This window comes from Lacticigenium naphthae DSM 19658 (assembly GCF_000425865.1).
GTDB classification, from domain to species: Bacteria; Bacillota; Bacilli; order Lactobacillales; family Carnobacteriaceae_A; genus Lacticigenium; species Lacticigenium naphthae.
On the sequence record NZ_AUEG01000002.1, the window covers coordinates 82,402 to 102,458 of the forward strand.

At 37.6% G+C, this 20,057-nt stretch carries 19 protein-coding genes; 5 read left to right on the top strand and 14 right to left on the bottom strand.

From position 1 onward, the window contains the following. Positions 1-17: 17 nt before the first annotated feature. From H626_RS0103240 to H626_RS10515, 7 genes are all read right to left on the bottom strand, one after another. Positions 18-1,412, bottom strand: a complete 1,395-nt coding sequence (locus tag H626_RS0103240) for a PTS galactitol transporter subunit IIC (RefSeq protein ID WP_035618434.1) — start codon at positions 1,410-1,412, stop codon at positions 18-20. Positions 1,413-1,435: 23 nt separating this feature from the next. After that, positions 1,436-1,711: a PTS sugar transporter subunit IIB gene (locus H626_RS0103245; RefSeq protein WP_027108063.1), complete on the bottom strand. Its 276-nt coding sequence runs from the start codon at positions 1,709-1,711 to the stop codon at positions 1,436-1,438. A gap of 17 nt (positions 1,712-1,728) precedes the next feature. Then, on the bottom strand, positions 1,729-2,199 hold the full coding sequence (locus H626_RS0103250; protein WP_027108064.1) for a PTS sugar transporter subunit IIA: 471 nt from the start codon (positions 2,197-2,199) through the stop codon (positions 1,729-1,731). A 16-nt stretch (positions 2,200-2,215) separates the two neighbouring features. Further along, the gene (locus tag H626_RS0103255) at positions 2,216-2,851 is read right to left on the bottom strand and encodes a bifunctional 4-hydroxy-2-oxoglutarate aldolase/2-dehydro-3-deoxy-phosphogluconate aldolase (protein WP_027108065.1); all 636 of its coding nucleotides are present in this window, start codon (positions 2,849-2,851) and stop codon (positions 2,216-2,218) included. Positions 2,852-2,905: 54 nt separating this feature from the next. Further along, on the bottom strand, positions 2,906-5,779 hold the full coding sequence (locus H626_RS0103260) for a sigma 54-interacting transcriptional regulator (RefSeq protein ID WP_027108066.1): 2,874 nt from the start codon (positions 5,777-5,779) through the stop codon (positions 2,906-2,908). Positions 5,780-6,373: 594 nt separating this feature from the next. Then, positions 6,374-8,110 carry an ABC transporter ATP-binding protein gene (locus tag H626_RS0103265; protein WP_027108067.1) on the bottom strand — a complete coding sequence of 579 codons (1,737 nt, stop codon included), beginning with the start codon at positions 8,108-8,110 and terminating at the stop codon, positions 6,374-6,376. Between the two features lie 336 nt (positions 8,111-8,446). Further along, positions 8,447-9,115, bottom strand: a complete 669-nt coding sequence (locus H626_RS10515; RefSeq protein ID WP_051237760.1) for a phosphatase PAP2 family protein — start codon at positions 9,113-9,115, stop codon at positions 8,447-8,449. Between the two features lie 149 nt (positions 9,116-9,264). On the opposite strand from H626_RS10515, the gene H626_RS0103275 reads away from it, so the two are divergent. Together H626_RS0103275 and H626_RS0103280 are read left to right on the top strand one after the other, a co-directional pair. Further along, complete coding sequence (locus H626_RS0103275) at positions 9,265-10,440, top strand: cation:proton antiporter (protein WP_027108068.1); 1,176 nt, start codon at positions 9,265-9,267, stop codon at positions 10,438-10,440. A gap of 142 nt (positions 10,441-10,582) precedes the next feature. Beyond that, complete coding sequence (locus H626_RS0103280; protein ID WP_027108069.1) at positions 10,583-11,626, top strand: GMP reductase; 1,044 nt, start codon at positions 10,583-10,585, stop codon at positions 11,624-11,626. Positions 11,627-11,692: 66 nt separating this feature from the next. On the opposite strand, the gene H626_RS11420 is transcribed toward H626_RS0103280, so the two are convergent. Both H626_RS11420 and H626_RS0103290 read right to left on the bottom strand, forming a co-directional pair. After that, the gene (locus tag H626_RS11420) at positions 11,693-11,863 is read right to left on the bottom strand and encodes a hypothetical protein (protein WP_156883228.1); all 171 of its coding nucleotides are present in this window, start codon (positions 11,861-11,863) and stop codon (positions 11,693-11,695) included. Between the two features lie 14 nt (positions 11,864-11,877). Beyond that, a complete protein-coding gene (locus H626_RS0103290; protein WP_027108070.1) occupies positions 11,878-12,453 on the bottom strand; it encodes a hypothetical protein in 576 nt (191 codons plus the stop codon). Positions 12,454-12,618: 165 nt separating this feature from the next. Here H626_RS0103290 and H626_RS0103295 point away from each other — a divergent pair, with 165 nt between their 5' ends. Next, positions 12,619-13,248 (top strand): HD domain-containing protein, encoded by a 630-nt coding sequence (locus H626_RS0103295; protein ID WP_027108071.1) that lies wholly within the window; start codon positions 12,619-12,621, stop codon positions 13,246-13,248. Between the two features lie 73 nt (positions 13,249-13,321). On the opposite strand, the gene ypfJ is transcribed toward H626_RS0103295, so the two are convergent. The 3 genes from ypfJ to H626_RS10520 form a co-directional block, all read right to left on the bottom strand. Then, positions 13,322-14,194, bottom strand: a complete 873-nt coding sequence (gene ypfJ / locus H626_RS0103300) for a KPN_02809 family neutral zinc metallopeptidase (RefSeq protein WP_027108072.1) — start codon at positions 14,192-14,194, stop codon at positions 13,322-13,324. A gap of 325 nt (positions 14,195-14,519) precedes the next feature. Continuing rightward, positions 14,520-14,885, bottom strand: a complete 366-nt coding sequence (locus H626_RS0103305; RefSeq protein WP_027108073.1) for a hypothetical protein — start codon at positions 14,883-14,885, stop codon at positions 14,520-14,522. Positions 14,886-14,924: 39 nt separating this feature from the next. Next, positions 14,925-16,310: a D-serine ammonia-lyase gene (locus H626_RS10520; protein ID WP_051237762.1), complete on the bottom strand. Its 1,386-nt coding sequence runs from the start codon at positions 16,308-16,310 to the stop codon at positions 14,925-14,927. A gap of 202 nt (positions 16,311-16,512) precedes the next feature. On the opposite strand from H626_RS10520, the gene H626_RS0103315 reads away from it, so the two are divergent. Then, positions 16,513-17,277: a threonine/serine exporter family protein gene (locus H626_RS0103315; RefSeq protein ID WP_027108074.1), complete on the top strand. Its 765-nt coding sequence runs from the start codon at positions 16,513-16,515 to the stop codon at positions 17,275-17,277. A gap of 79 nt (positions 17,278-17,356) precedes the next feature. After that, complete coding sequence (locus H626_RS10525) at positions 17,357-17,818, top strand: threonine/serine exporter family protein (protein WP_211221941.1); 462 nt, start codon at positions 17,357-17,359, stop codon at positions 17,816-17,818. Positions 17,819-17,925: 107 nt separating this feature from the next. Here the strand turns inward: H626_RS10525 and H626_RS0103325 are convergent, their stop codons facing one another. Further along, the gene (locus H626_RS0103325) at positions 17,926-19,419 is read right to left on the bottom strand and encodes a peptidoglycan DD-metalloendopeptidase family protein (RefSeq protein ID WP_027108075.1); all 1,494 of its coding nucleotides are present in this window, start codon (positions 19,417-19,419) and stop codon (positions 17,926-17,928) included. A 306-nt stretch (positions 19,420-19,725) separates the two neighbouring features. After that, positions 19,726-20,043, bottom strand: coding sequence for a hypothetical protein (locus H626_RS0103330; protein ID WP_027108076.1), 318 nt, complete (start codon positions 20,041-20,043; stop codon positions 19,726-19,728). Between the last annotated feature and the right edge of the window lie 14 nt (positions 20,044-20,057).

Genomic DNA, 20,057 nt, shown 5'->3' on the forward strand with positions numbered 1-20,057 from the left:
TATCCCCCATCAAGTAGTTATGTTGACTGCTCTCCCATTTCTAATTCTCTTTGTTCTCTAACTTGCTTCGATTTAGGTTTCATAACTTCAAAGTAATACCAGAAAATCCCAATGATAACTATCATCGTAGGAAGCGTAACTAGTAACGGACCAACAAAAGCAAAAAATACTAAGAAACTATGTGTTAAGCTTGTTGCTGAAAATGATGAAATCAATAGAGCGCCACCAGCAACAGCTACTTCAATACCTACAGAACCTGCAAGGTCAGTAAGGATAGGGGCTGTAATCGTACCTGCATATAAAATTGCAGCACTTGTTGCTAATCCCAAAATAATATTCTTGAAAAAATTCCCCCGTGTGAGCGCAACGATTAAAGCAATTCTAAAAGGAATAATCGCTAAATCAGCGAAAGGTAACATTCTATTTCCAGGCAAAATAAATGCGAGTCCAATGGTCAAAGGAATTAAAATTAATGCAGTTGTAATTACATCTTGGTTTCCAACTACAACTGCTGCATCTAGACCAATAAACAATTTTCTGTCTTTGAATTTCTTTTGAGACCAGTTTTGTGCTGCTTCAGAGATGGGCATTAATCCTTCTACAAATAAAGAGGTCATTTTAGGAATAATGACTAATACCGCAGCCATACTTACACCTAATTGTAGTGAAGTAGTGACATCGTATCCACCTAATAATCCAATAGCTGATCCTAAAATTAAACCTAGAACCATTTGATCTCCGAAAAACCCGAGATATTTTTGAACATCTTTAAGAGTAATATTAATTTTCTTTATTCCTGGAATTCTATCTAATAGCCAGTTTAAAGGCCAAGCAAGCACCAACGTGGAGGTTGCTGACACTGTTGGTAGAGAAACTCCCGGAATACCAAAGAATTTTTCAATCATTGGCTGCGACCAATCAGCTATTTTAAAAGTTGTAATCGCCATAACAACTGAAGCTCCAATCCCAAGCCATATATTTTTTGTAACATAGTGAACCATTATTCCAACAATAGCCATATGATGATAATTCCAGATGTCTACATCTAAAGTATTTGTTGTCCTAGTTAACAGCATGAGAATGTTTACTGCAAATATTGAAATAACAATAAACACAATGATAGGAGAAGACCAGGTGACAGCTGCTATAGAGCCCCAGCCTACATCTAGAACATCTAAATTAATACCAATATTATCCACCATTGCTTGAGAAGCAGGGCCGAGATTTGAAGCCATGTAATCTAGTAATAATCTAATCCCGGCAAACCCAATCCCTAATGTTAAACCAGATTTAAATGCTTTGCCTAATTTCAAGCCAAAAAACAAGCCAATAACAGTTATAACAATGGGCAACATTACTGTTGGACCAGCGCCAATGATCCAATCGAAACCTGACATTATTGCATCCCACATAATTTTTCCTCCTCAGTCTTTTTTTATTTTAAATAGCTCAAAATCTCTTTTAAGGTCTCTTCTTTACCAACACCAGTTAATAATGATAATCCACCTACCACGGGAGTTTTAACTTGTCCGCCAAATTGTCCAGTTGTTACAACTAAATCATAATCGTCTCCTTTTCCAGGAACCTCCATTAATTTACATTGTTCGGTCTTAATATTTATTCTTTCATTTTCTGCATATTCTTTTATTTTTGAAGCTACTACTGTTGATGTTGCAATTCCATTTCCACAAGCTACTAAAACTCTTTTCATTTTAAATTCCTCCTATTTTATTCTTGCTTTTGATATAAATATGGCTCTAACATTTCTAAAACTCCACTTTTATTCGAAGTGTTTACAATTCTATTTGTTAATTCTTCATTTTGAATGATAGTTACTACCTTTTGCAACATTTCTATTTGTCCATGTGGTTCTTTAATAGCTAGCATTATAACCATTTGGACACCTAACTCAGTTTCTGTATTTTCCATTGAGTTAAAGAGAACTGGCTTCTTTAATATTCCAATCGCTATCGAGGTCTCATTCACTAAATTGTTATCTGCATGAGGTATGGCTATGTTCACTCCTGGTGAAGGTAACCCAGTGGGGTAAACTTTTTCTCTTTCTAAAATAGCTTGTTGATATTCAGCTTTTACTAAATCTCGTTTACATAACTCTTCTGAAAGAAATAAGAGTACCTCTTCTTTTGTATTTAAGTCTAAGTCTATAAAAACCAAGCTTTTGCTAAGATCAAGATCCATAATGACTTTCCTTTCTTTATTTATTGATGTTATTCTTTTCTTCAAAAGAGTTCAAAGATTTCTTCAAGTTCTTTATATCTTGGTTTATTATATCCTCTTTATTAAATATTCCGGAACCAATCCCGACAAAGCTTGCACCGTTTTCAAAAAAAGCATAAGTGTTCTCGGCAGTTATTCCTCCAACAGCCATCAGAGGAAGTTTCCCTAATGGCGATTGGACATCACTAAAGAATTTGTACCCTACTGTTCTTGCTGGAAAAACTTTTATAATATCTGCTCCATTTGTTTTTAACTCAACTATTTCAGAAGGTGTCATAGCTGCTGGCACAACAATTATATTGTTATTATTACAATATTTTATAACCTCTTTTTCCAGTTTAATAGGAGATAAAATAAATTTAGCGCCTGACTGAATCGCTCTTTTTGTATCTTCAAGATTTAATACTGTCCCAGCACCAATATGAAATTTACCGCCATACTTATTAGATATTTTCTTAATCGTTTTAAATACATCTGGTGAATTTAAAGTAATTTCAAGTGCATACTTCTCTTGTTTGTTTTCTTCTTCTAATAATTGTATTACAGTATTTACCTGTTCAAAATTATAGCCTCTTAAGATAATCGTAACTTTTGGAAAATTACTCTCTGTCATTTTTCAACCTCCCCTCTCACTTTATATTAAGCAAATACCATGCCAACTTTTGGCTCAAATTGTATTTTTTGTCAAAATGGAGTATATCTCTTGGGGAGAAGTTGCAGATTGAAGGTTATCTATAGTGTCTTTGCTATAGATAACCTTGTATAAGTGTTCAATTTCTTCAGTATTTTTTTCGGTAAGTGCAAGCATAAAAATTATGTCAACATATTGATTGTTTTCCCATATAATTGGTTTGGCCAATTTTGTAACCACTATGGCTGGATTTGTTACAAATTCACCTTCCCCATGTGGAATCGCAATTCCTCCTTCTAAATAAGTGTTTCCCATTGTTTCTCTTTTATAAACACTCAAAGAATAATCGAGATTTACATCCTCCTGTATTTCTAATTGAGTCACCATTTTGTCAATAACATCATTTTTCATAATAAATTTCTCTTCTACATATATAGAATCTAAATCAATCAAATCTTTTAATGGGTTTTTAGGTATGATCAATTTATCCTTTTGTATTATGTTAATCAGCTTATCGCTATCGTTAAATAGTGTTTCTGCTGACATAAACGGAACATTTTCATAGTTTAAATTGACTGTTCCAATGATGGCTATAATTTCTTTTGATTGCGATATCTCATCTAATTTACTAAAGGTATCTTTACTTGAAAAATAACCGACAGGAAGAATTTCAATATTATCAGGAATGCGTTCAATGGACGTTTCAATATAGTTTTTTAGTACTTGTGCAGCTCCCTCACCTGTTAAACAAAGGGTAATGATGGCTTTTTCTTTTTTTATAGAATCAACAAACGTACTTCCTGTCAAAAATTGTTTTGTATCAATATCTTTTGCAATATCTTCTAGCGTATCTTCGGGTAATAATGAACGTCTGACTGATTCAATTACCATTAGGGTATCCACTCGCCCTATAACACGGACATCAATACCTGTACGTGCAGTTATAATATCTCCAAAAAGAATTAAAGAACCCATATCCGCTAATATTATAACCCCTTTTCCTTGATTAGCTTTTTCTATGATAGGCAGTGTTTTTTCTAACATTAAATTAGGTGAGTCTGTTAATCCCATTTCCAAACCGATAGCATGAGTTACACCTAGCAACTTATTTGCTACTTCTGCCATCCCTTTAGCAACATGGCCATGAGATAAAACAACGACTCCAATTTTTTGAGTATTCTTTTGAACACTTCCTTTAAAGTTTTTCAGGTACATTGCTATAAATCCTACTTCATCTTCAGATAAATCCACGTTGAATTGTTGGTCTATATATATTTTGATACGGGTGGCTACTTGAAACTCTTCAACATACTTATGTTTTATATTGACTAAATTAGGATTTTTTGTTCCTTTATTTAATAAGAATCGATTTATAGCCGAATTTAAATGAATTGATAATGGGAAAAAAAGATTAGGATCCAAGTTAGAAATATATTTTTTAGCAATTTCAAAGCTTCCTTTTGCTGCATCTATTGCCTTTTTCCCGATGACATTTTGTAAAATTTCATGATTCATCTCTTTGTTATTAATTACTTTTGATAACCGTTTCATCTCGTTATCTAGTTGTTGGCTTAAGACTTTATTTATTTGATTTATAGTATAATCTTCTGATCTCATTGTGTTATAGGTGTTTTCAATGTAATCATAAATAGTCGTCGTTTCTAGATTACTTGGAGAATGAACTAATTGTTTGTTATCACTTTCATCAATAAGTAAATCATCTAAACTATACGAGTATACTTCTGTATCAAAGTAACTCTTATTGATAATTTCGTCCATAATAAATCGCGGTAGGTCTTGGAAAGTTACTAATACATTTTTTTGAAGATTTAAAGTGGACTGTAGAAACCCTTTAGCAGAAGTGGCTTGAATATCACTTTTTAATTGCCCTATATTACCTTGACAAGAATAAGATAAAAATGACTTTATTACATCTCGTTTAATTTTAAATGGTTTTCCCACGCGTTTACTTTCATCTTTAAAAAATAATTCAATAAACTCAAATCGTTCTTTAATGGTTCGCTCGTGGTACCCTGGCAAATTAATTGCTATTGGGATTCTTCGTCTAAAAGTCAATAACAATGCCTCTGAAGGATCTTCTGTTGTAGCTCCGATTAGTAGTAAATCACTTGAGTGGGTAAGTTCTGTTTCTCCCATCCTTCTGTAAAGTTTTTGATCTAACAAATAAAATAAAATCTCCTGTCCTTCTGGTGGTAATCGGTGAATTTCATCTAAGAACAGAATTCCTTTGTCACAAATTTCTACCAATCCTTTTTTATCTTCACCTGCACCGGTAAATGCACCTTTAGTATGACCAAATAGTTGAGAGAGTAATAGCTGTGGATTATCGGCATAATCAGCGCAATTTAAAATTTCAAAAGGAGAATTTTCATTAAAATTAGAAGTTGTTTTAGCGTACTCATACATATTTTTTGCTAAAAAACTTTTCCCAGAGCCTGACGGACCTGTTATAAGAGTGTGTAATCCTCTGGGAGGGTAGAGTACAGAAGCCTTTGCTTGATTTATTTGTGTTTTTAAACTTTCGTCAACTCCTATTATTGTATTGAAAGGGTTATATTTTTTATCCGCAACCTCATTTTCACTACTAAAGTTGCTGTCCATAATTTCTTTTTTCAACTTATTAACAGAGGACCGAGCAATTTTAAATCCACGCTCATTTAATAATTCAGTCAACTTTCGTTCAGATAATTTTGAGTTGTCTGTTAAAATATCAATAATCTCTTTTTCAATGATTTCTGCCCTTCTATCGCGAGAATCTGAAATAGAATGTTCTATTCTTAGCTTAGTTACTGTCTCTCTTGAAGTGTTTAGATAATGTGCTAGCTGACTATCTGTGTATGGATTTTTAGGGTCTTCTTCTTTGATTAATTTTTTTAATTTAGTCAACATAAAAAACAACTCCTTTAATTTTTGTTCCTTATAGTCTATTTTTTGATTTTAATTATTCTACTGCTTCAACCTTTCTATTTGTCAATCCACATTCTCACCATAATATATATATAAATATCCATACCTTGCCTTCAATTTATTACTCAATTCTATTACATTTAATTAACACTTAAAACCTACACTAATAACGCGACTAAGGCAATACTCTTTATAGATTCAACTTAAAAAGAGTATCGTGAACAAGGTATGCTTGAAACAATACACACTTAAAAATTAAGTTTTATCAATTTTCACATCTTCTATCACATAATACACTAATTTAATTATTCGTACTTTTCTACACTGTTTAAAGTACTTTTATAATTTTCCATATAAAATAATCATTCTATCCAATTATTTTATATGGAAATTTTACTGACTATAAATATATTTCTATTAAACCTTTCTCCATGTCCACTTTCTATCATTATTTGATTCAATTGCGGCTTTTCTAATCTTTTCATAGACCTTTTTTATATTTCTAACTATACATGTTCAAGTATTTTGACAATACTATTCGTAATTATTAAATCTCTTTAATCCATAATACTCAACTTATAATAGCAATCCTTGTCTTTTTGCAAATTCTCGGTACAACAAATGGGAATCGATCAACTCAAAATGCGTCCCGATTCCAGTAATGCGTCCCGATTCTAAGAAAATAAGCTGATCTGCTTCGATAATGGTTGACAGCCTGTGGGCGATTATCAGCGTCGTTCGCCCTTCCATCAAGCGTTGTAGTGCTTCCTGCACATGCGCCTCGGAACCACTGTCCAAATTGGAGGTCGCTTCGTCTAACAACAGAAGCTCAGGGTCGTTTAATAGCGCTCGTGCAATGGCGATTCGCTGACGTTGACCACCGGAAAGTTTCATGCCCCTTTCTCCAACAAGCGTTTCGAACCCATCCGGCATCTCCTCGATGAACGGAAGGGCATTTGCCGCCTGCGCCGCGTTCTGGACATCTTCCATTGAAGGCCGAGTTTCCAGTCCAAATGCGATATTATCTAAAATCGTCCCACTTAACAACGGACTCTCCTGGGACACATATCCGATCCGCTTTCGCCAGTCGGATAGTGCAATGTCTTGAATGGGTGTCTCCCCCATGAAAACATTTCCCTTTGTGGGTATATAAAAGCGTTCCAAGAGTGAGAAAATCGTTGTCTTTCCTCCTCCACTCGGACCAACAAATGCCGTAATGGTCCCGGGTCGTACCTGGAATGTGACATCCTTTAGTACTTCTTTACCCGATTCATAAGCGAAATCGACCGACTCGAAACGCAATGCACCTTTGGGAACGACACTCACCCCTTCAGTGCTTTCACTATCCATATCGAGGATCTGCTGAATCCGTTCCGTTGCCCCGATCGCTTTTTGAAAAATCGTAAACACTTGAGTCATCCGTGCAAAGGGGAGAACGATTTGGAACAATAAGAATATAATCGCGACGAGTGTTCCTGCACTCAATAGACCTTTCGACACTTGAGACCCGCCATATCCGAGAATGATGACGACTATACTCATCATTACAAAGGTCATTACGGGGGATATGATCGACTGGATCTTTGCTTCTTTCAAACCGAATAAAAATAAGGACCGGATCGCTTTCTCCCCTTTCTCACCTTCATTGGGTTCTGCCCGATAAGCCTTCACTAAACGGATATCACCCAACACCCTACTTAGGTGACCGGAAAATTTCGCCATTTCTGCCTGAGTTGCTCGTGCAATCTTATAGGTGATTTTGCCGAGCGGCAAGATGATGGCAAAACTTATCGGTATGCTGATAAGCATGAGGAGCGTGATTTTCCAATCCAAATAAAATAAAATTCCCACCGCACCCACAATGGATATGATCCCTGTGATGAACGACACGAGGTGTTCTGACACGAGTCGTTTCAATAATGCTGTATCTTGCGTGATTCGACTCATCGTCTCCCCTGTTTCATTATCATCGTAATAGGAAACAGGCAATCTAAGAACTTTGCTCCATAATTTGACACGCAAGTCTGCAACAATCGTTTCTCCTACGTAGGCCAACAGATAAAGCGAGATCCCTCCTAATATTGCCTGGACGACAAAAACAGCGAATAAAAACAATCCTGTTTTCCAGCTAAAAGATGCCATCGTTAGAGAATCTACCAATTCTTTTGTAACAAGCGGAATAACTAAACTCGCACCGGTTGAAAATAAAGACAATACCAGTGCGATCATCATCCTGCCTTTTGGCCAATTGAATTGATTCAATAAAGAGAAAAATTCCTTCATCGACTTTTTAGTGTTTACTTCCGTTTCCATTCCAGCGCCTTCTTTCTCTCTATTTCTTGACCATTTTTTGTTTTGTCAGTTCTTTCAAGAAAAGCTCATTTTATCTATTTAGTCTGTTTCGCTATACGATCGTCCCCAGCTTGAAAAAACTATTTTTCCTTTAGTAATTAGTAAATAGAGAGGGTCTAGCTAGTCACTCTCCATTTCGCTTTGCTTGAATCCACGTTTTTTTCTATGTAAAAACACTTCCGTCATGGCATTTTCTTGATTATACCATTTCGAAAGTGTTTTATATTGTCTCATTTTTTGTGTTAGCCGATCGATCCTATCTACTAAGCTTTGTTCTTTTGTTTATTCTTCTATAATTTATTGATTCGTCCTCTCGGCTTTCCACAAACCATAGAGAGCGATACTAAAAGCTAAGGCCGCCGCTCCCAATGAATAACCACCAATGACATCTGATGGGAAATGAACGCCCAGATAGACCCGACTGATGCCTACGAGGAAAATGATCAGCCCCGCTACAATTGCTGCCACAAGCTTCTTCACTCTTCCTTTTCCTAATTGCACAAATAAGAAGACTAGCCCACCATAGACGACCAATGAACCCATTGAATGGCCACTTGGAAAAGAGTAGCCCCCTTGTTGAATCAACTGTTCTATTTCAGTCGGACGTTCCCGTTCAAGTAAATATTTAAACAGTTGATTGAGCCCACCTGCACCTAAAGCTACAGTTAGGACATACCACACTGCCAATGCCTTTTCTTTTAATATAAAATAGAGATACCCCGTAATTCCCATGAGGATCACAACACTAGCTGTTACTCCTCCTAAATGCGTGATCCACGTCATTATAGGATTTAAGAAAGGATGTCGATTTCCCACTATTTCCATCCCGATTTCATCATCGATCCACCCAAGCAGTCCCCATTCATACAAGCTCGCAATAGCTAAAAGAACAAAAGGAATCACAAGAAATAGCCCTAGCCAAACCATTATTTTGGGTCTGAATACATTTTCTTTCTTCCAATTCATTGTTTCACGTCCTTCTGTTTATTATTCAGTATACAGATAATCTTGTCTCTCTATCAATCGTTGTGCTTATTTCATACTAATCTATTGTATTTAGTGCTATACTAACTGTGTTTTTAAAAATTCATATTACTATTATAAGGAGTTTTTTTATGTTGACAAGTCTCGCACTTATATTTTTGACTGGAACCGCACTCGGCGGAATATTTTCTAAAGTAGGCTTGCCTCGTTTAATTGGCATGTTGCTGACCGGCATGCTTCTTGGGCCCTTTGCGTTGAATCTGTTAGATGAGAGTATTTTATCTATCTCAAGCGAATTAAGAGAGCTAGCATTAGTCATTATCTTGACACGGGCAGGGTTAGCACTCAATACAACGGACTTGAAGAAAATTGGCATCCCCGCTTTTTTAATGGCTTTCATCCCAGCACTATTTGAAATTGCGGCCATCGTACTCATTGCCCCTCTATTATTTGACTTGACCTATATAGAAGCTGCCTTGATGGGGACTGTAGTAGCTGCCGTTTCACCTGCTGTGATCGTGCCCAAGATGATCAAAATCAAAGAAGAAGGGTACGGGCAGAAAAATCGTATCCCCCAATTGATTTTGGCAGGAGCCTCCTTAGATGATATTTTTGTCATTGTCTTATTCTCTTCCTTTTTAACAGTAGCTAGTGGATCCGCCGGTTTTGAAGCGTCTCAATTTTTAGAGATTCCGGTAACGATTCTTCTTGGTATTGTCTTTGGATTTAGTGTCGGAATGGCGTTGGTCTATTTTTTCAAAAAAGTACATTTACGCGACTCGGCTAAAGTGATCATCATTTTAAGCTTATCGTTCTTATTGTTGGCTTTTGAAGATCAGTTACAAGGCTTCTTTTCCTTTTCAGGATTACTCGCCATTATGAGTTTAGGTGTGACCTTGAATCAGTTTTATCCTGTTCTCGCAGTTCGTCTGGAACAAAAATACAATAAAATTTGGGTCGGAGCAGAAATTCTGTTGTTCGTTTTAGTCGGCGCCACAGTGGATATTCAGTATGCTTTAGCCGCAGGATTCGCAGCCTTCATTCTGATCATGGCTGCACTCGTTTTTAGAGCCATTGGTGTTGCTTTGAGTCTTGTTCCGTCTGCACTCTCAAAGAAAGAAAAACTGTTCACGATCATTGGGTATATGCCAAAAGCTACCGTACAGGCGGCTATCGGTGGCGTCCCCTTAGCTTACGGACTGGAAAGTGGAAATACGATCTTAACTGTAGCTGTTTTAGCCATTTTGATCACCGCTCCACTAGGGGCATTTGGGATCGATTTACTCTATAAACGATTATTGGATTGATTTTTTGCTTTTTACCGCTTTTTTCCTTTGACAATTGCCCATTTATTCGTTAGAGTATATCAGGGACGAAAATTTATATATGTTTAGTATGAAATTGTTCGTTTTTAACCCTAATTCGCTAACGAAAGAGGTTTTCTATAAAATGAAAGTATTTGATTATGAAGATATCCAGTTGATCCCAGCAAAATCCATTGTTCGTAGCCGTTCTGAATGTGATACATCTGTTCAATTAGGAAATAGACGCTTTGCATTGCCGGTCGTACCTGCTAATATGCAAACCATCATTGATGAACCCTTGGCTATTTGGTTAGCCGAACGTGATTATTTTTATGTCATGCATCGTTTTGAAGAAGAAAGACGCTTTAACTTTATCAAATCAATGCATGAAAAAGGCTTATTTGCTTCCATCAGTTTAGGCGTAAAACAAGATGAATATGCTTTTGTGGAAATACTGAGAGAAGAAAATTGTCTTCCAGAATATATCACCATCGATGTGGCACACGGTCATTCGGTGCTGGTTCTCGATATGATCGCACACGTAAAAAAACACTTGCCAGATACGTTTTTAATTGCGGGAAACGTAGGGACACCTGAAGCTGTTCGTGAACTGGAACATGCCGGGGCAGATGCGACCAAAGTGGGCATCGGACCTGGGAAAGTCTGTACAACTAAGTTAAAAACCGGTTTCGGTACCGGTGGTTGGCAACTAGCAGCCTTGTCTTCTTGTTCAAAAGTGGCTATGAAGCCTTTGATTGCTGACGGAGGTGTCCGAACACATGGTGATATCGCTAAATCGATTCGTTTTGGTGCTTCCATGGTCATGATTGGATCCTTATTTGCCGGACACGACCAAACTCCGGGAGAAATTGTTGAACATGACGGCCAGCTTTACAAAGAATACTTCGGAAGTGCTTCTCAATTCCAAAAAGGGGAAAAAAGAAACGTCGAAGGAAAAAAAATATTGACACAATACAAAGGGGATATCCAATCTACCCTACAAGAAATGAAAGAAGACTTACAATCAGCTATTTCTTACGCTGGTGGGAATGAAGTCGAAGCCATTCGTAAAGTAGATTATGTTATCGTAAAAAATTCCATTATGAATGGGGAACAATACAATGCTAGCGGGATCGATGTCCCTTCTAGCTTTGCCTCATCCAACTTCCAAGATAGTTTGAATGACTGATCCGATTTACTGCACAATAAAGCTGAATCTTTTAAATGGACTTCTCTCCGTTTAAAAGATTCAGCTTTATTTATTCATCAATTCAAAATAAATGAGGAGTATAAAATAACCAATCACCACAAGCAGTGCAATGAATACTACATAAATAGGAATGTCAAAAAAATAGTACACTAAAGCAAGCCCTGTAAACATACCCAATGGGTAATAGAGAAAATGCTTTGGGTCGATTTCAGGCATCCGGTCCCCTCCTGTTATTGTAACTCTGTATTTAATCGAAAGAGTAACTGCTGTCCCTTTTGATAAATTGCATCAAATGGAGGAATGATCTGTGCTCCTTGACTAAATCCGAATACATTCATTTTCCAACACTGTTCCGATTCGATATAATGAATAGAGGCCATAGGCTGAACAAGTTGGTCTCCTGTTATTTTAAATGAGTACACGACGGTTTGATCTGTCTGATGCTTGCTGGCCAATAAATCTTTGAGTGAATAGAAAAATTGATCGATTTCTTCCAAATGCTTGACTAAATGTGATTTTTCATTTGTTAAGTCGGCTTTATTCTTATTATTAAACTGATGAATGAGAGGGATAAATTCTTCATACATATGAATGATATCTTGATAACTACCTTTCTTATCATGCGGTTTAGATACAAGCGCTACTGTCCATCCCACTTTTTCATTTTTAAAATCAAAGTGAAAAGGATGCTGGCAAAAATAAAGTTTGAACCCTTTTGGATGCCTTGTAAAGGAATATTCGTGATCATACTTTTCGACTGTTCGTTCGATCGCCTCAATAAGAAAAGGGTGTTGTTGATTTTTCACTATCTCGACCTCCTTAGACTATTCCTTGTCTAATTTAGTATACAAATTGCTACTCTTTCTTTCAATCAATAGGCCTTTTTGAAATAGTGCTCCTTGAGTCAATTCAGTGTTCGCGCATTCTGTTGATTCTTAGTATAATGAACAAGCAAAGAAAGGAGCTCTTATATGACAACCATGGATATATTGATCGATTTGCAATTGCGTTTAAAACCTTTTTTACAAAAAGATACGACGGGGCATGATTGGTACCACACTTTGCGTGTATACAATACTGCTCTACAGCTTAGTGAAGAAGAGCACGCAGATAAATTGATCACTGGTCTCGCTGCTTTATTGCACGACGTAGCTGACCATAAATTTGGTTATACGGATTCTGATCGTGAACGGATTCTAAACGACTGGTTATCTTGTTACTCTCTTGATGGATCCATTACAAAGGAAGTAATATACATCGTAAACCATATTTCTTTCAAAAGAGGAACGAACACACATAAAATGCAAACGATTGAAGGAGCGATCGTTCAAGATGCTGATCGTTTGGATGCCATTGGTGCTGTTGGAATTGCACGTGCTTTCGCTTATGGCGGTTCTGAGGATCGACCACTCTATGATCCTGATGGAAAGACTGTTGATGAACAAGGTACGATCGGACATTTCTATGAAAAACTCTTACTGCTGAAGGATCGGATGAATACGGAGGCTGGCAAGAAACGTGCCGACCATTTCCACAAAACCATGGAGACTTTTCTGCAAGATTTTTATGCTCAATGGGATGGCGAAGATTTGGATAAATAATAATAGCCAGTTGTAGTCCAGTATGAACTACGACCGGCTATTTTTTTGAAAACTATTTCATTCAAACTATTGCTCAATAAAATTTTCCATCCCAGCTAAAAGTATCTCCACGAGACAAATCACCTGTTTCAAACCCTCTTTCAAACCAGTACATCCGTTCCTGGGAAGTCCCATGAGTAAAACTGTCTGGAACTGCATATCCCTGCGCTTGTTTCTGGATACGGTCGTCCCCGATTGCAGCTGCGGCAGTCAGCGCTTCTGCATAGTCTCCATCCTCTAAGTACCCCATCCCTTCAGCATGATGTGCCCAGACACCGGCTAGATAATCCGCCTGTAGCTCAAACCGGACAGATAAAGCATTTGCATCGGCCTCTGTTAGTGTTCCTTGTGCTTTTCGAAAATCCTTTGTGATCCCTAATTCTGTTTGCACGTGGTGTCCCACTTCATGCGCAACGACATATGCCATTGCAAAGTCTCCTGGCGCATTGAAGTTATAGCGTAGGTCATCATAAAAACTTAAATCAATATAGAGTTGTTTGTCTGCGGGGCAGTAGAAAGGCCCTGTTGATGATCCTGCGACTCCACAAGCAGATTGGACTTGCCGGTTGTAGACAACTAGAGTAGGTTCTGTATAAATCGATCCATTCTCTTCAAAAATAGTCTGCCAAACATCTTCTGTATCAGCTAATATAACCGAAACAAAATCATATAATTCCTGTTCTGCGGCTGTCGTATAGTGTCCCTCAGTAGTGGGCGGATCGTTCACCTCTGTTGGTGCTTGTGTTTCTATCCCTCTAAAATTTCCGCCCAATACAGAAAAAAGCAAGAAAAGAATGATTCCACCGATTCCACCAACACCCATCATACTACCTGCTAAACCACCTCTGCCACTGCGCCCTCTTCGGTCTTGTACGTTTTTACTTTTCCTCCTGTCTTTCCATTTCATTTGGACGTCCTCCTCCAAGAACCGTTTGTTCTTTAAGTTTAGCACGCTTTCCCGCTATTTAGCCTGTATTTACTCCTCTAAAAGTGATGAAACGTCTGCCATAGTTTTATGTTTCGTTTATTTGAGATGTAACCACAGTCAACTTTTGAAAAATGAGTCCCCTCCGTGATTCTGTTTTCCATTTCTTCTCTGCTTCATAATCTACGTAAAAAATCTGACTTTCAAAAATATAGTAGCCAAATACAAAAAAGGCTAGAAGTTTACTCCCCCCAGCCTTTACTTATTTTACGAAAATTGTTTTCTAAATCACTTTCTTCTTTCTACTTTAATAGTGCGCAGAAATAGCTTCTACAAACTCTTTATAGTGACGGGCGTATGGATACTCCTCGGAACTTTCATTCCCGAGAAATTCAACTTCATTTTTTGAAGGTTCATATCTAAATGAAATATTCCCGCTTTGGCCCTCTTCATCTGACCAGTACACTGCCCCTCTATTTTCTACTAAAAATGTAACCTCATCTATTGAAATAGGACTATTTTCTATTCCTTCAGTCTGCTGCCGCTCAATCGTATCTTCAACCGCATGCCGTTCTTCCGCATCTTCAATGGCCTGCACGACAATTGTCGCGACAGTTGCCAGGACAACAACAAAAAAAGACAAGATGCCCAGCCATTTGATCAATTTTTTCATTTATCTTAACTCCTTTAGTTTAGAGTTCAGCCTGCCACTTCATTTGTTTATCTTCTGGTCTTCTTTATTGATTTCTTCTTGGCTCTCTTGTAAAAACTGTTCTTGGTCTATTTTAGGAACCATTGAACCACCTGTAGCCCAAGCAATATGTGTCGCCTGCTGTAATTTTTTTGTTAAGCCTTGTTTCTCTAAATAGGATCGTCCTGCCTTTGTTTTCAACAAACGGGCTGGACCGGAAACGCCGGCTAATGCTGCCGGTTCAAGAAAAATGTTTTCTGTGTCATGCAAGGCTTTGAGCAAGATTTTAAATTCGCTTTCGGCGACTGTATACCCTCCACTGAAGAAAGACTGCATAATTTTTGCAACCAAACCAGAAGTTCGCGGAACCGCTAATCCATCCGCGACCGTTAACGATCCCAACCCGAGTTCATTAACAGAAATATTGTCGTATTCTTCGGTCAATAACCCCACGAGCATACTAGGCATTTCCGTCGGTTCAGCGAAGAAACAATGGACGTTATCTCCAAATGCCTGTTTCATCCCAAATGTAATGCCACCTGGTGAGCCGCCGATTCCACAAGGCAAGTAGACGAACAATGGATGGTCAGCATCCACTGTTATTCCCTCCTCGGCTAATTGGGCTTTCATTCGGTAACCACCAGCTGTGTAGCCTAAAAAGAGTTCCTGCGAATGTTCATCATCCACGAAATAACTTTTGGGATTTTGTTCTGATTCTGCTCTTCCTTTGGTGACAGCTTCGGTGAAGTTTGTCTGGTGTTCGATCACTTCGACACCTTTACTTCTCAGAAAATCTTTTTTCCATTGTTTGGCTTCTGCAGACATGTGGACCGTTACGTTGAAACCCAGTTCGCTCCCCATTCTCCCGACGCTGATTCCTAAATTCCCTGTTGTGCCCACTGTGATATTAAACTGAGAGAAAAAATGATGGAATGCTTTTGTAGCAAAAACACTATAATCTTCTTCCTTATCTTGAAGCAGACCTTCTTGTAAGGCTAACTCTTCTGCGTGTTTTAAGACCTCATAAATAGCACCGCGTGCTTTGATCGTTCCCGCAATCGGAAGCAAATCGTCTCTTTTTAAGTAAAAATCACCTGTGATCGGTTGATCGTATCGGTTCTCAATGTATCGTTTCATTTCTTTTAATTGTGTGATCGGTGATTCGATGATCCCCTTTGCTTTTTCTGTTTCAGGAAAAGCTATTTGAATAAATGAAGCGAAGCGTTGCAATCTGGCTTCTGCATCCTCTACATCAGCAAATGAAAAATGTGTATTATCCATAGCCTCACTAAAAGGCATATATGATGGATTCCTCCAAAACATTTCCTCTGAATGAGCGATCGCTTCTAATTCAGGAAAGCGGCTGGTCCATTTCGATTGTGATTGATTCGTGTAGTGTTGATTCATTTTGCATTCTCCTTACGTACATTATTCCGCTACATGCTGTGCATTTCCTGATTATTGTAGCACAATTGCAGCCTTTGTTTAACCTAGATTAAAACTTTCATATTCTATTTTCTTTTCTTACGTTATAATGAAGTGTACATTCTACCAAACATACATTTCACTTACTGAATACCTTTAAAAATATGCTTTAGGAGGACGTTGAATGAAACCCGTCACTTTTCAAGTTGCCGATATACTCGATGTCTGCATCGCAGCTGGTCGAGTTATGCTAGCCAATGGAGCGGAGACTTATCGTGTAGAAGATACACTCCAACGTATTGCCAAAAGTTATAATCTTCATTATGTAAATGTCTTTGTTGTTCCTACTGCCATTATCCTCACCGTTCAAGGAGAAGATGGACAGGACCATACCGAGCTATTGCGGATGACTGAACAACAGACAAATTTGGAAAAAGTTGCTCTGGTCAATAATCTTTCAAGGCAATTAGCGGTTTCTCCCTATTCTCCTGAGATTGCCAAAGAAAAGATTCGAGAGATAGAAGAAGATTCACACTTTTTCAGTGAAACGCAACGCTTGATCGCCGTTTCCATTGCTTGCGGTTCCTTTTCATTGCTTTTTGGAGGCGTCCTAGCCGACTTTATTCCTGCCACTATCGCAGGCGGTGTAGGTTATCTCGTATATACAAAAATTGAAAAGTTGATCCATGTAACTTTTTTTGCAGAAATGGTGGCTTCTTTCCTGATCGGCATACTCGCTCTTGTATTTACCTCTCTGCAGTTCGGACAAAATTTAGACATGATCATCATCGGCGGCGTGATGGGCCTTGTTCCCGGAATGGCTATCACTAACAGCTTCAGGGATTTGATGGCGGGACATCTACTCGCAGGCATATCCGTTGCTGCCCAAGCTATCTTAACAGCCTCAGCCATCGGCATCGGCATTGCGCTTGTCCTGACTTTTTTATAGAAATAAGGTCGTGATTGAAGCTTGACCAATATACCATGATTTTTACAAATAGAAGCTTCATAGATATGGAGGTAATATAGTGTTCGAACAATTTATTCCTTTTTTGGCTAGTTTCTTTGCAACAATGGGTTTTGCTATTTTATATAATGCTCCCGCACGTACGATTATCCCTTCCGGCATAGCAGGAATGACCGGCTGGTTTATTTTTGATTATTTTTTAACCTTTTCAGAACTCGGTAACTTTTTTGCTTCAGGCATAGCCTCTTTTGGTGTAGCCATTATCTGTCAATTACTTGCGCGACAATTCCGGATGCCCGTTATCGTCTTTAGTATTCCAGGAATTATCCCGTTAGTTCCCGGCGGTGCTGCCTATACGATGATGCGTGCACTCGTTGAAGGTAATGGAGAAATGGCGCTTCACTTTGGAACCCAAACATTCTTGGTTTCTGGTGCCATTGCACTGGGTCTTTCATTGAACAGTGCGCTCTTTCAAATTATTCAGCCTTATTTCTTTTATCCTCGTAATAATAAACGACCTTAATAACATAATAAAAAGGGTTGCGACTATTGTCGCAACCCTTTTTATTAGATAAGATAGCATATGTTTCGATTGTGCCTTCAAGTACTCCTAGTAATTCAAACTTTTTCCTAGAAATAAAGCATTGGATTTACAGTACGTCCATTTTTATAAACTTCTAAGTGCAAGTGTCTTCCAGTGGAGGCTCCCGTACTCCCCATAGTTCCAATCCTCTGTCCTTGAGAAACAGTCTGTCCTACTGAAACTCTCAAGTCACTTAACATATGAGCATAAAGTGTTTGTACTCCATTACCGTGGTCTATTTTTACGTAATTTCCCCATCCTGTATTACTATATACCACTCTTACAACGCGTCCACTTTGGGCCGCTACAATTGAAGGAGCTGTTTTAGCGGATGAAGCCCAGTCTACTCCAGCGTGTAAACGATAAGTCTTATAAATTGGATGTAAACGGTATCCATATCTTGATGTCATTCTTCCAGAAGTTGGAAAAATAAATCCAGTTGAGTTCGTTGGTTTAACTTCCGGTTTTGGTGTTGGTGCTGGTTCTGGTTTGATTTCTGGTTTTGGTTTCGGTTCTGGTTTTTCTTCTTTTTTGATATTCACTACTGATGCAGCAGCGACCGCTTTTTCTTCTGCCTTTTTCTTAGCTGCTTTTGCGGCGGCATTTTCTTCCGCTCTCTTTTCAGCTAATATACGTGCTTTTTGGCTCGCTTCTTCTTCAGCTTTTGCTTCTGCTAAAGCTTTTCTTTCCGCTTCTTCTTGACGAGCTTTTTCTTCAGCAACACGGATCTCTTCTTGACGAGCTTTTTCAATTTCGATTAATCGTTGTTGCTCTGCTTGCATTTCTTCATCTAATTTACTTGATTTTTGAGCTAGCGTTTGTTGTTCAGAAATAAAGGTTGCCTTTTCTTCAGCTGTCATTTCAAATTGATTAGCTACTTCATTGATGCGGTCTTCTAATTGTACCCGTTGACTAGCCAATTCTGTACGATCCGCTTGCATTTCTTCTTTGATTTGTACAATGGCTTCTTTTTCCTTTTGAACACTTGTTTCTGATTCTTCCACTGCTAATTGGTCATTGATTTGTTCTGTCATGATCCCTCTATTAGCAGAAACAATTTCATTCACCATTCCCATTCTCCCGATCAAGTCACTTAGACTTTCGGAGGCAACGACGATATGTACCATATTGGTCATATTTCCTTGTGTTTGAACGGCACGTGCCTGATGTTGCAATTTATCTTCACGATTAGCAATTTGTTCTTTCAATTTAGTGATTTCAGCTTGTAAGCGACTGATTTCGGTATTTGCTTCTTCAATTTTAATTTCTTGTTCATTTAATTTCAGCATTATGTCATCAATAGTTTCTTGGATGCCTCTTACCTCTGTTTCGAGTGAAGCTTTTTCTTGGTCCAATTGATTCATTTCCTGATCGCGTGTTTGAATCAGTGAGCCTACTTCATTTGCTTTATTCTCAATTTCTTGTTTTTCTTGCTTCATTTCTTCTAAAGTTTGAGCACTAGCGGTTTCAAGTGGAGTGACGATTGAGCCGGTTGACAGTAACATGAAAGTAAGTAATCCAACTGTAAGTTTCTTTTTCATTGTGTCCTCCTGTATATCTATTATTGCTTAAATTAATTATAATATTTAGCTTATCATTATATTTATTTTATCTTTAAATGCGTTTTTTCGGATAAACTCATCTTAACATAGGTATACAGAAATAAAGATTTTAATTGTGTTACAAATTGAATACGAACTGTTATCTAAAAGGTTCTGTGACAAAAAAAAGACAAGTCTCTGACTTGTCTTTTTTTATTCTCCATTAATTTTTTATAAAAAAATTGGATTCATTTCATACGCTCACCAATTTAACATTTATTAACTCGGTTTAAAAATACTGTTCCCTTAATAAAAATTATATCTTCGTATTTTTTTATTTCGCAATTTGAACAAAACAGGATTAAGAATTGCCAGAGCAAAAACCGCTAGAAATAAATAGAATGATAAAGAGTCTGCGTCCATTATTAAATCCGTTAGCATTTGGTTTTCTGTGTAAAACAAAGCACCATTCACTGCAAATGCAAAAACAGATAACAGTAAAATAGTAACAAAATTAATTTTAGATGAACGAGAATGTCTATGAAGCGAAAGACCTAAAACGATCAACTGAAAAGCAATTAGTACATATAAAACCAGTCTAAATTCTGTGAAAAGTTCTTCCATAATATTCGTTCCAC

Bases quoted from the DNA above. Each gene is read 5' to 3' on its own strand.
- H626_RS0103240 (WP_035618434.1), bottom strand. From the start codon at position 1,412: ATGTGGGATGCAATAATGTCAGGTTTCGATTGGATCATTGGCGCTGGT.
- H626_RS0103245 (WP_027108063.1), bottom strand. From the start codon at position 1,711: ATGAAAAGAGTTTTAGTAGCTTGTGGAAATGGAATTGCAACATCAACA.
- H626_RS0103250 (WP_027108064.1), bottom strand. From the start codon at position 2,199: ATGGATCTTGATCTTAGCAAAAGCTTGGTTTTTATAGACTTAGACTTA.
- H626_RS0103255 (WP_027108065.1), bottom strand. From the start codon at position 2,851: ATGACAGAGAGTAATTTTCCAAAAGTTACGATTATCTTAAGAGGCTAT.
- H626_RS0103260 (WP_027108066.1), bottom strand. From the start codon at position 5,779: ATGTTGACTAAATTAAAAAAATTAATCAAAGAAGAAGACCCTAAAAAT.
- H626_RS0103265 (WP_027108067.1), bottom strand. From the start codon at position 8,110: ATGGAAACGGAAGTAAACACTAAAAAGTCGATGAAGGAATTTTTCTCT.
- H626_RS10515 (WP_051237760.1), bottom strand. From the start codon at position 9,115: ATGAATTGGAAGAAAGAAAATGTATTCAGACCCAAAATAATGGTTTGG.
- H626_RS0103275 (WP_027108068.1), top strand. From the start codon at position 9,265: ATGTTGACAAGTCTCGCACTTATATTTTTGACTGGAACCGCACTCGGC.
- H626_RS0103280 (WP_027108069.1), top strand. From the start codon at position 10,583: ATGAAAGTATTTGATTATGAAGATATCCAGTTGATCCCAGCAAAATCC.
- H626_RS11420 (WP_156883228.1), bottom strand. From the start codon at position 11,863: ATGCCTGAAATCGACCCAAAGCATTTTCTCTATTACCCATTGGGTATG.
- H626_RS0103295 (WP_027108071.1), top strand. From the start codon at position 12,619: ATGACAACCATGGATATATTGATCGATTTGCAATTGCGTTTAAAACCT.
- ypfJ (WP_027108072.1), bottom strand. From the start codon at position 14,194: ATGAAATGGAAAGACAGGAGGAAAAGTAAAAACGTACAAGACCGAAGA.
- H626_RS0103305 (WP_027108073.1), bottom strand. From the start codon at position 14,885: ATGAAAAAATTGATCAAATGGCTGGGCATCTTGTCTTTTTTTGTTGTT.
- H626_RS10520 (WP_051237762.1), bottom strand. From the start codon at position 16,310: ATGAATCAACACTACACGAATCAATCACAATCGAAATGGACCAGCCGC.
- H626_RS0103315 (WP_027108074.1), top strand. From the start codon at position 16,513: ATGAAACCCGTCACTTTTCAAGTTGCCGATATACTCGATGTCTGCATC.
- H626_RS0103325 (WP_027108075.1), bottom strand. From the start codon at position 19,419: ATGAAAAAGAAACTTACAGTTGGATTACTTACTTTCATGTTACTGTCA.
- H626_RS0103330 (WP_027108076.1), bottom strand. From the start codon at position 20,043: ATGGAAGAACTTTTCACAGAATTTAGACTGGTTTTATATGTACTAATT.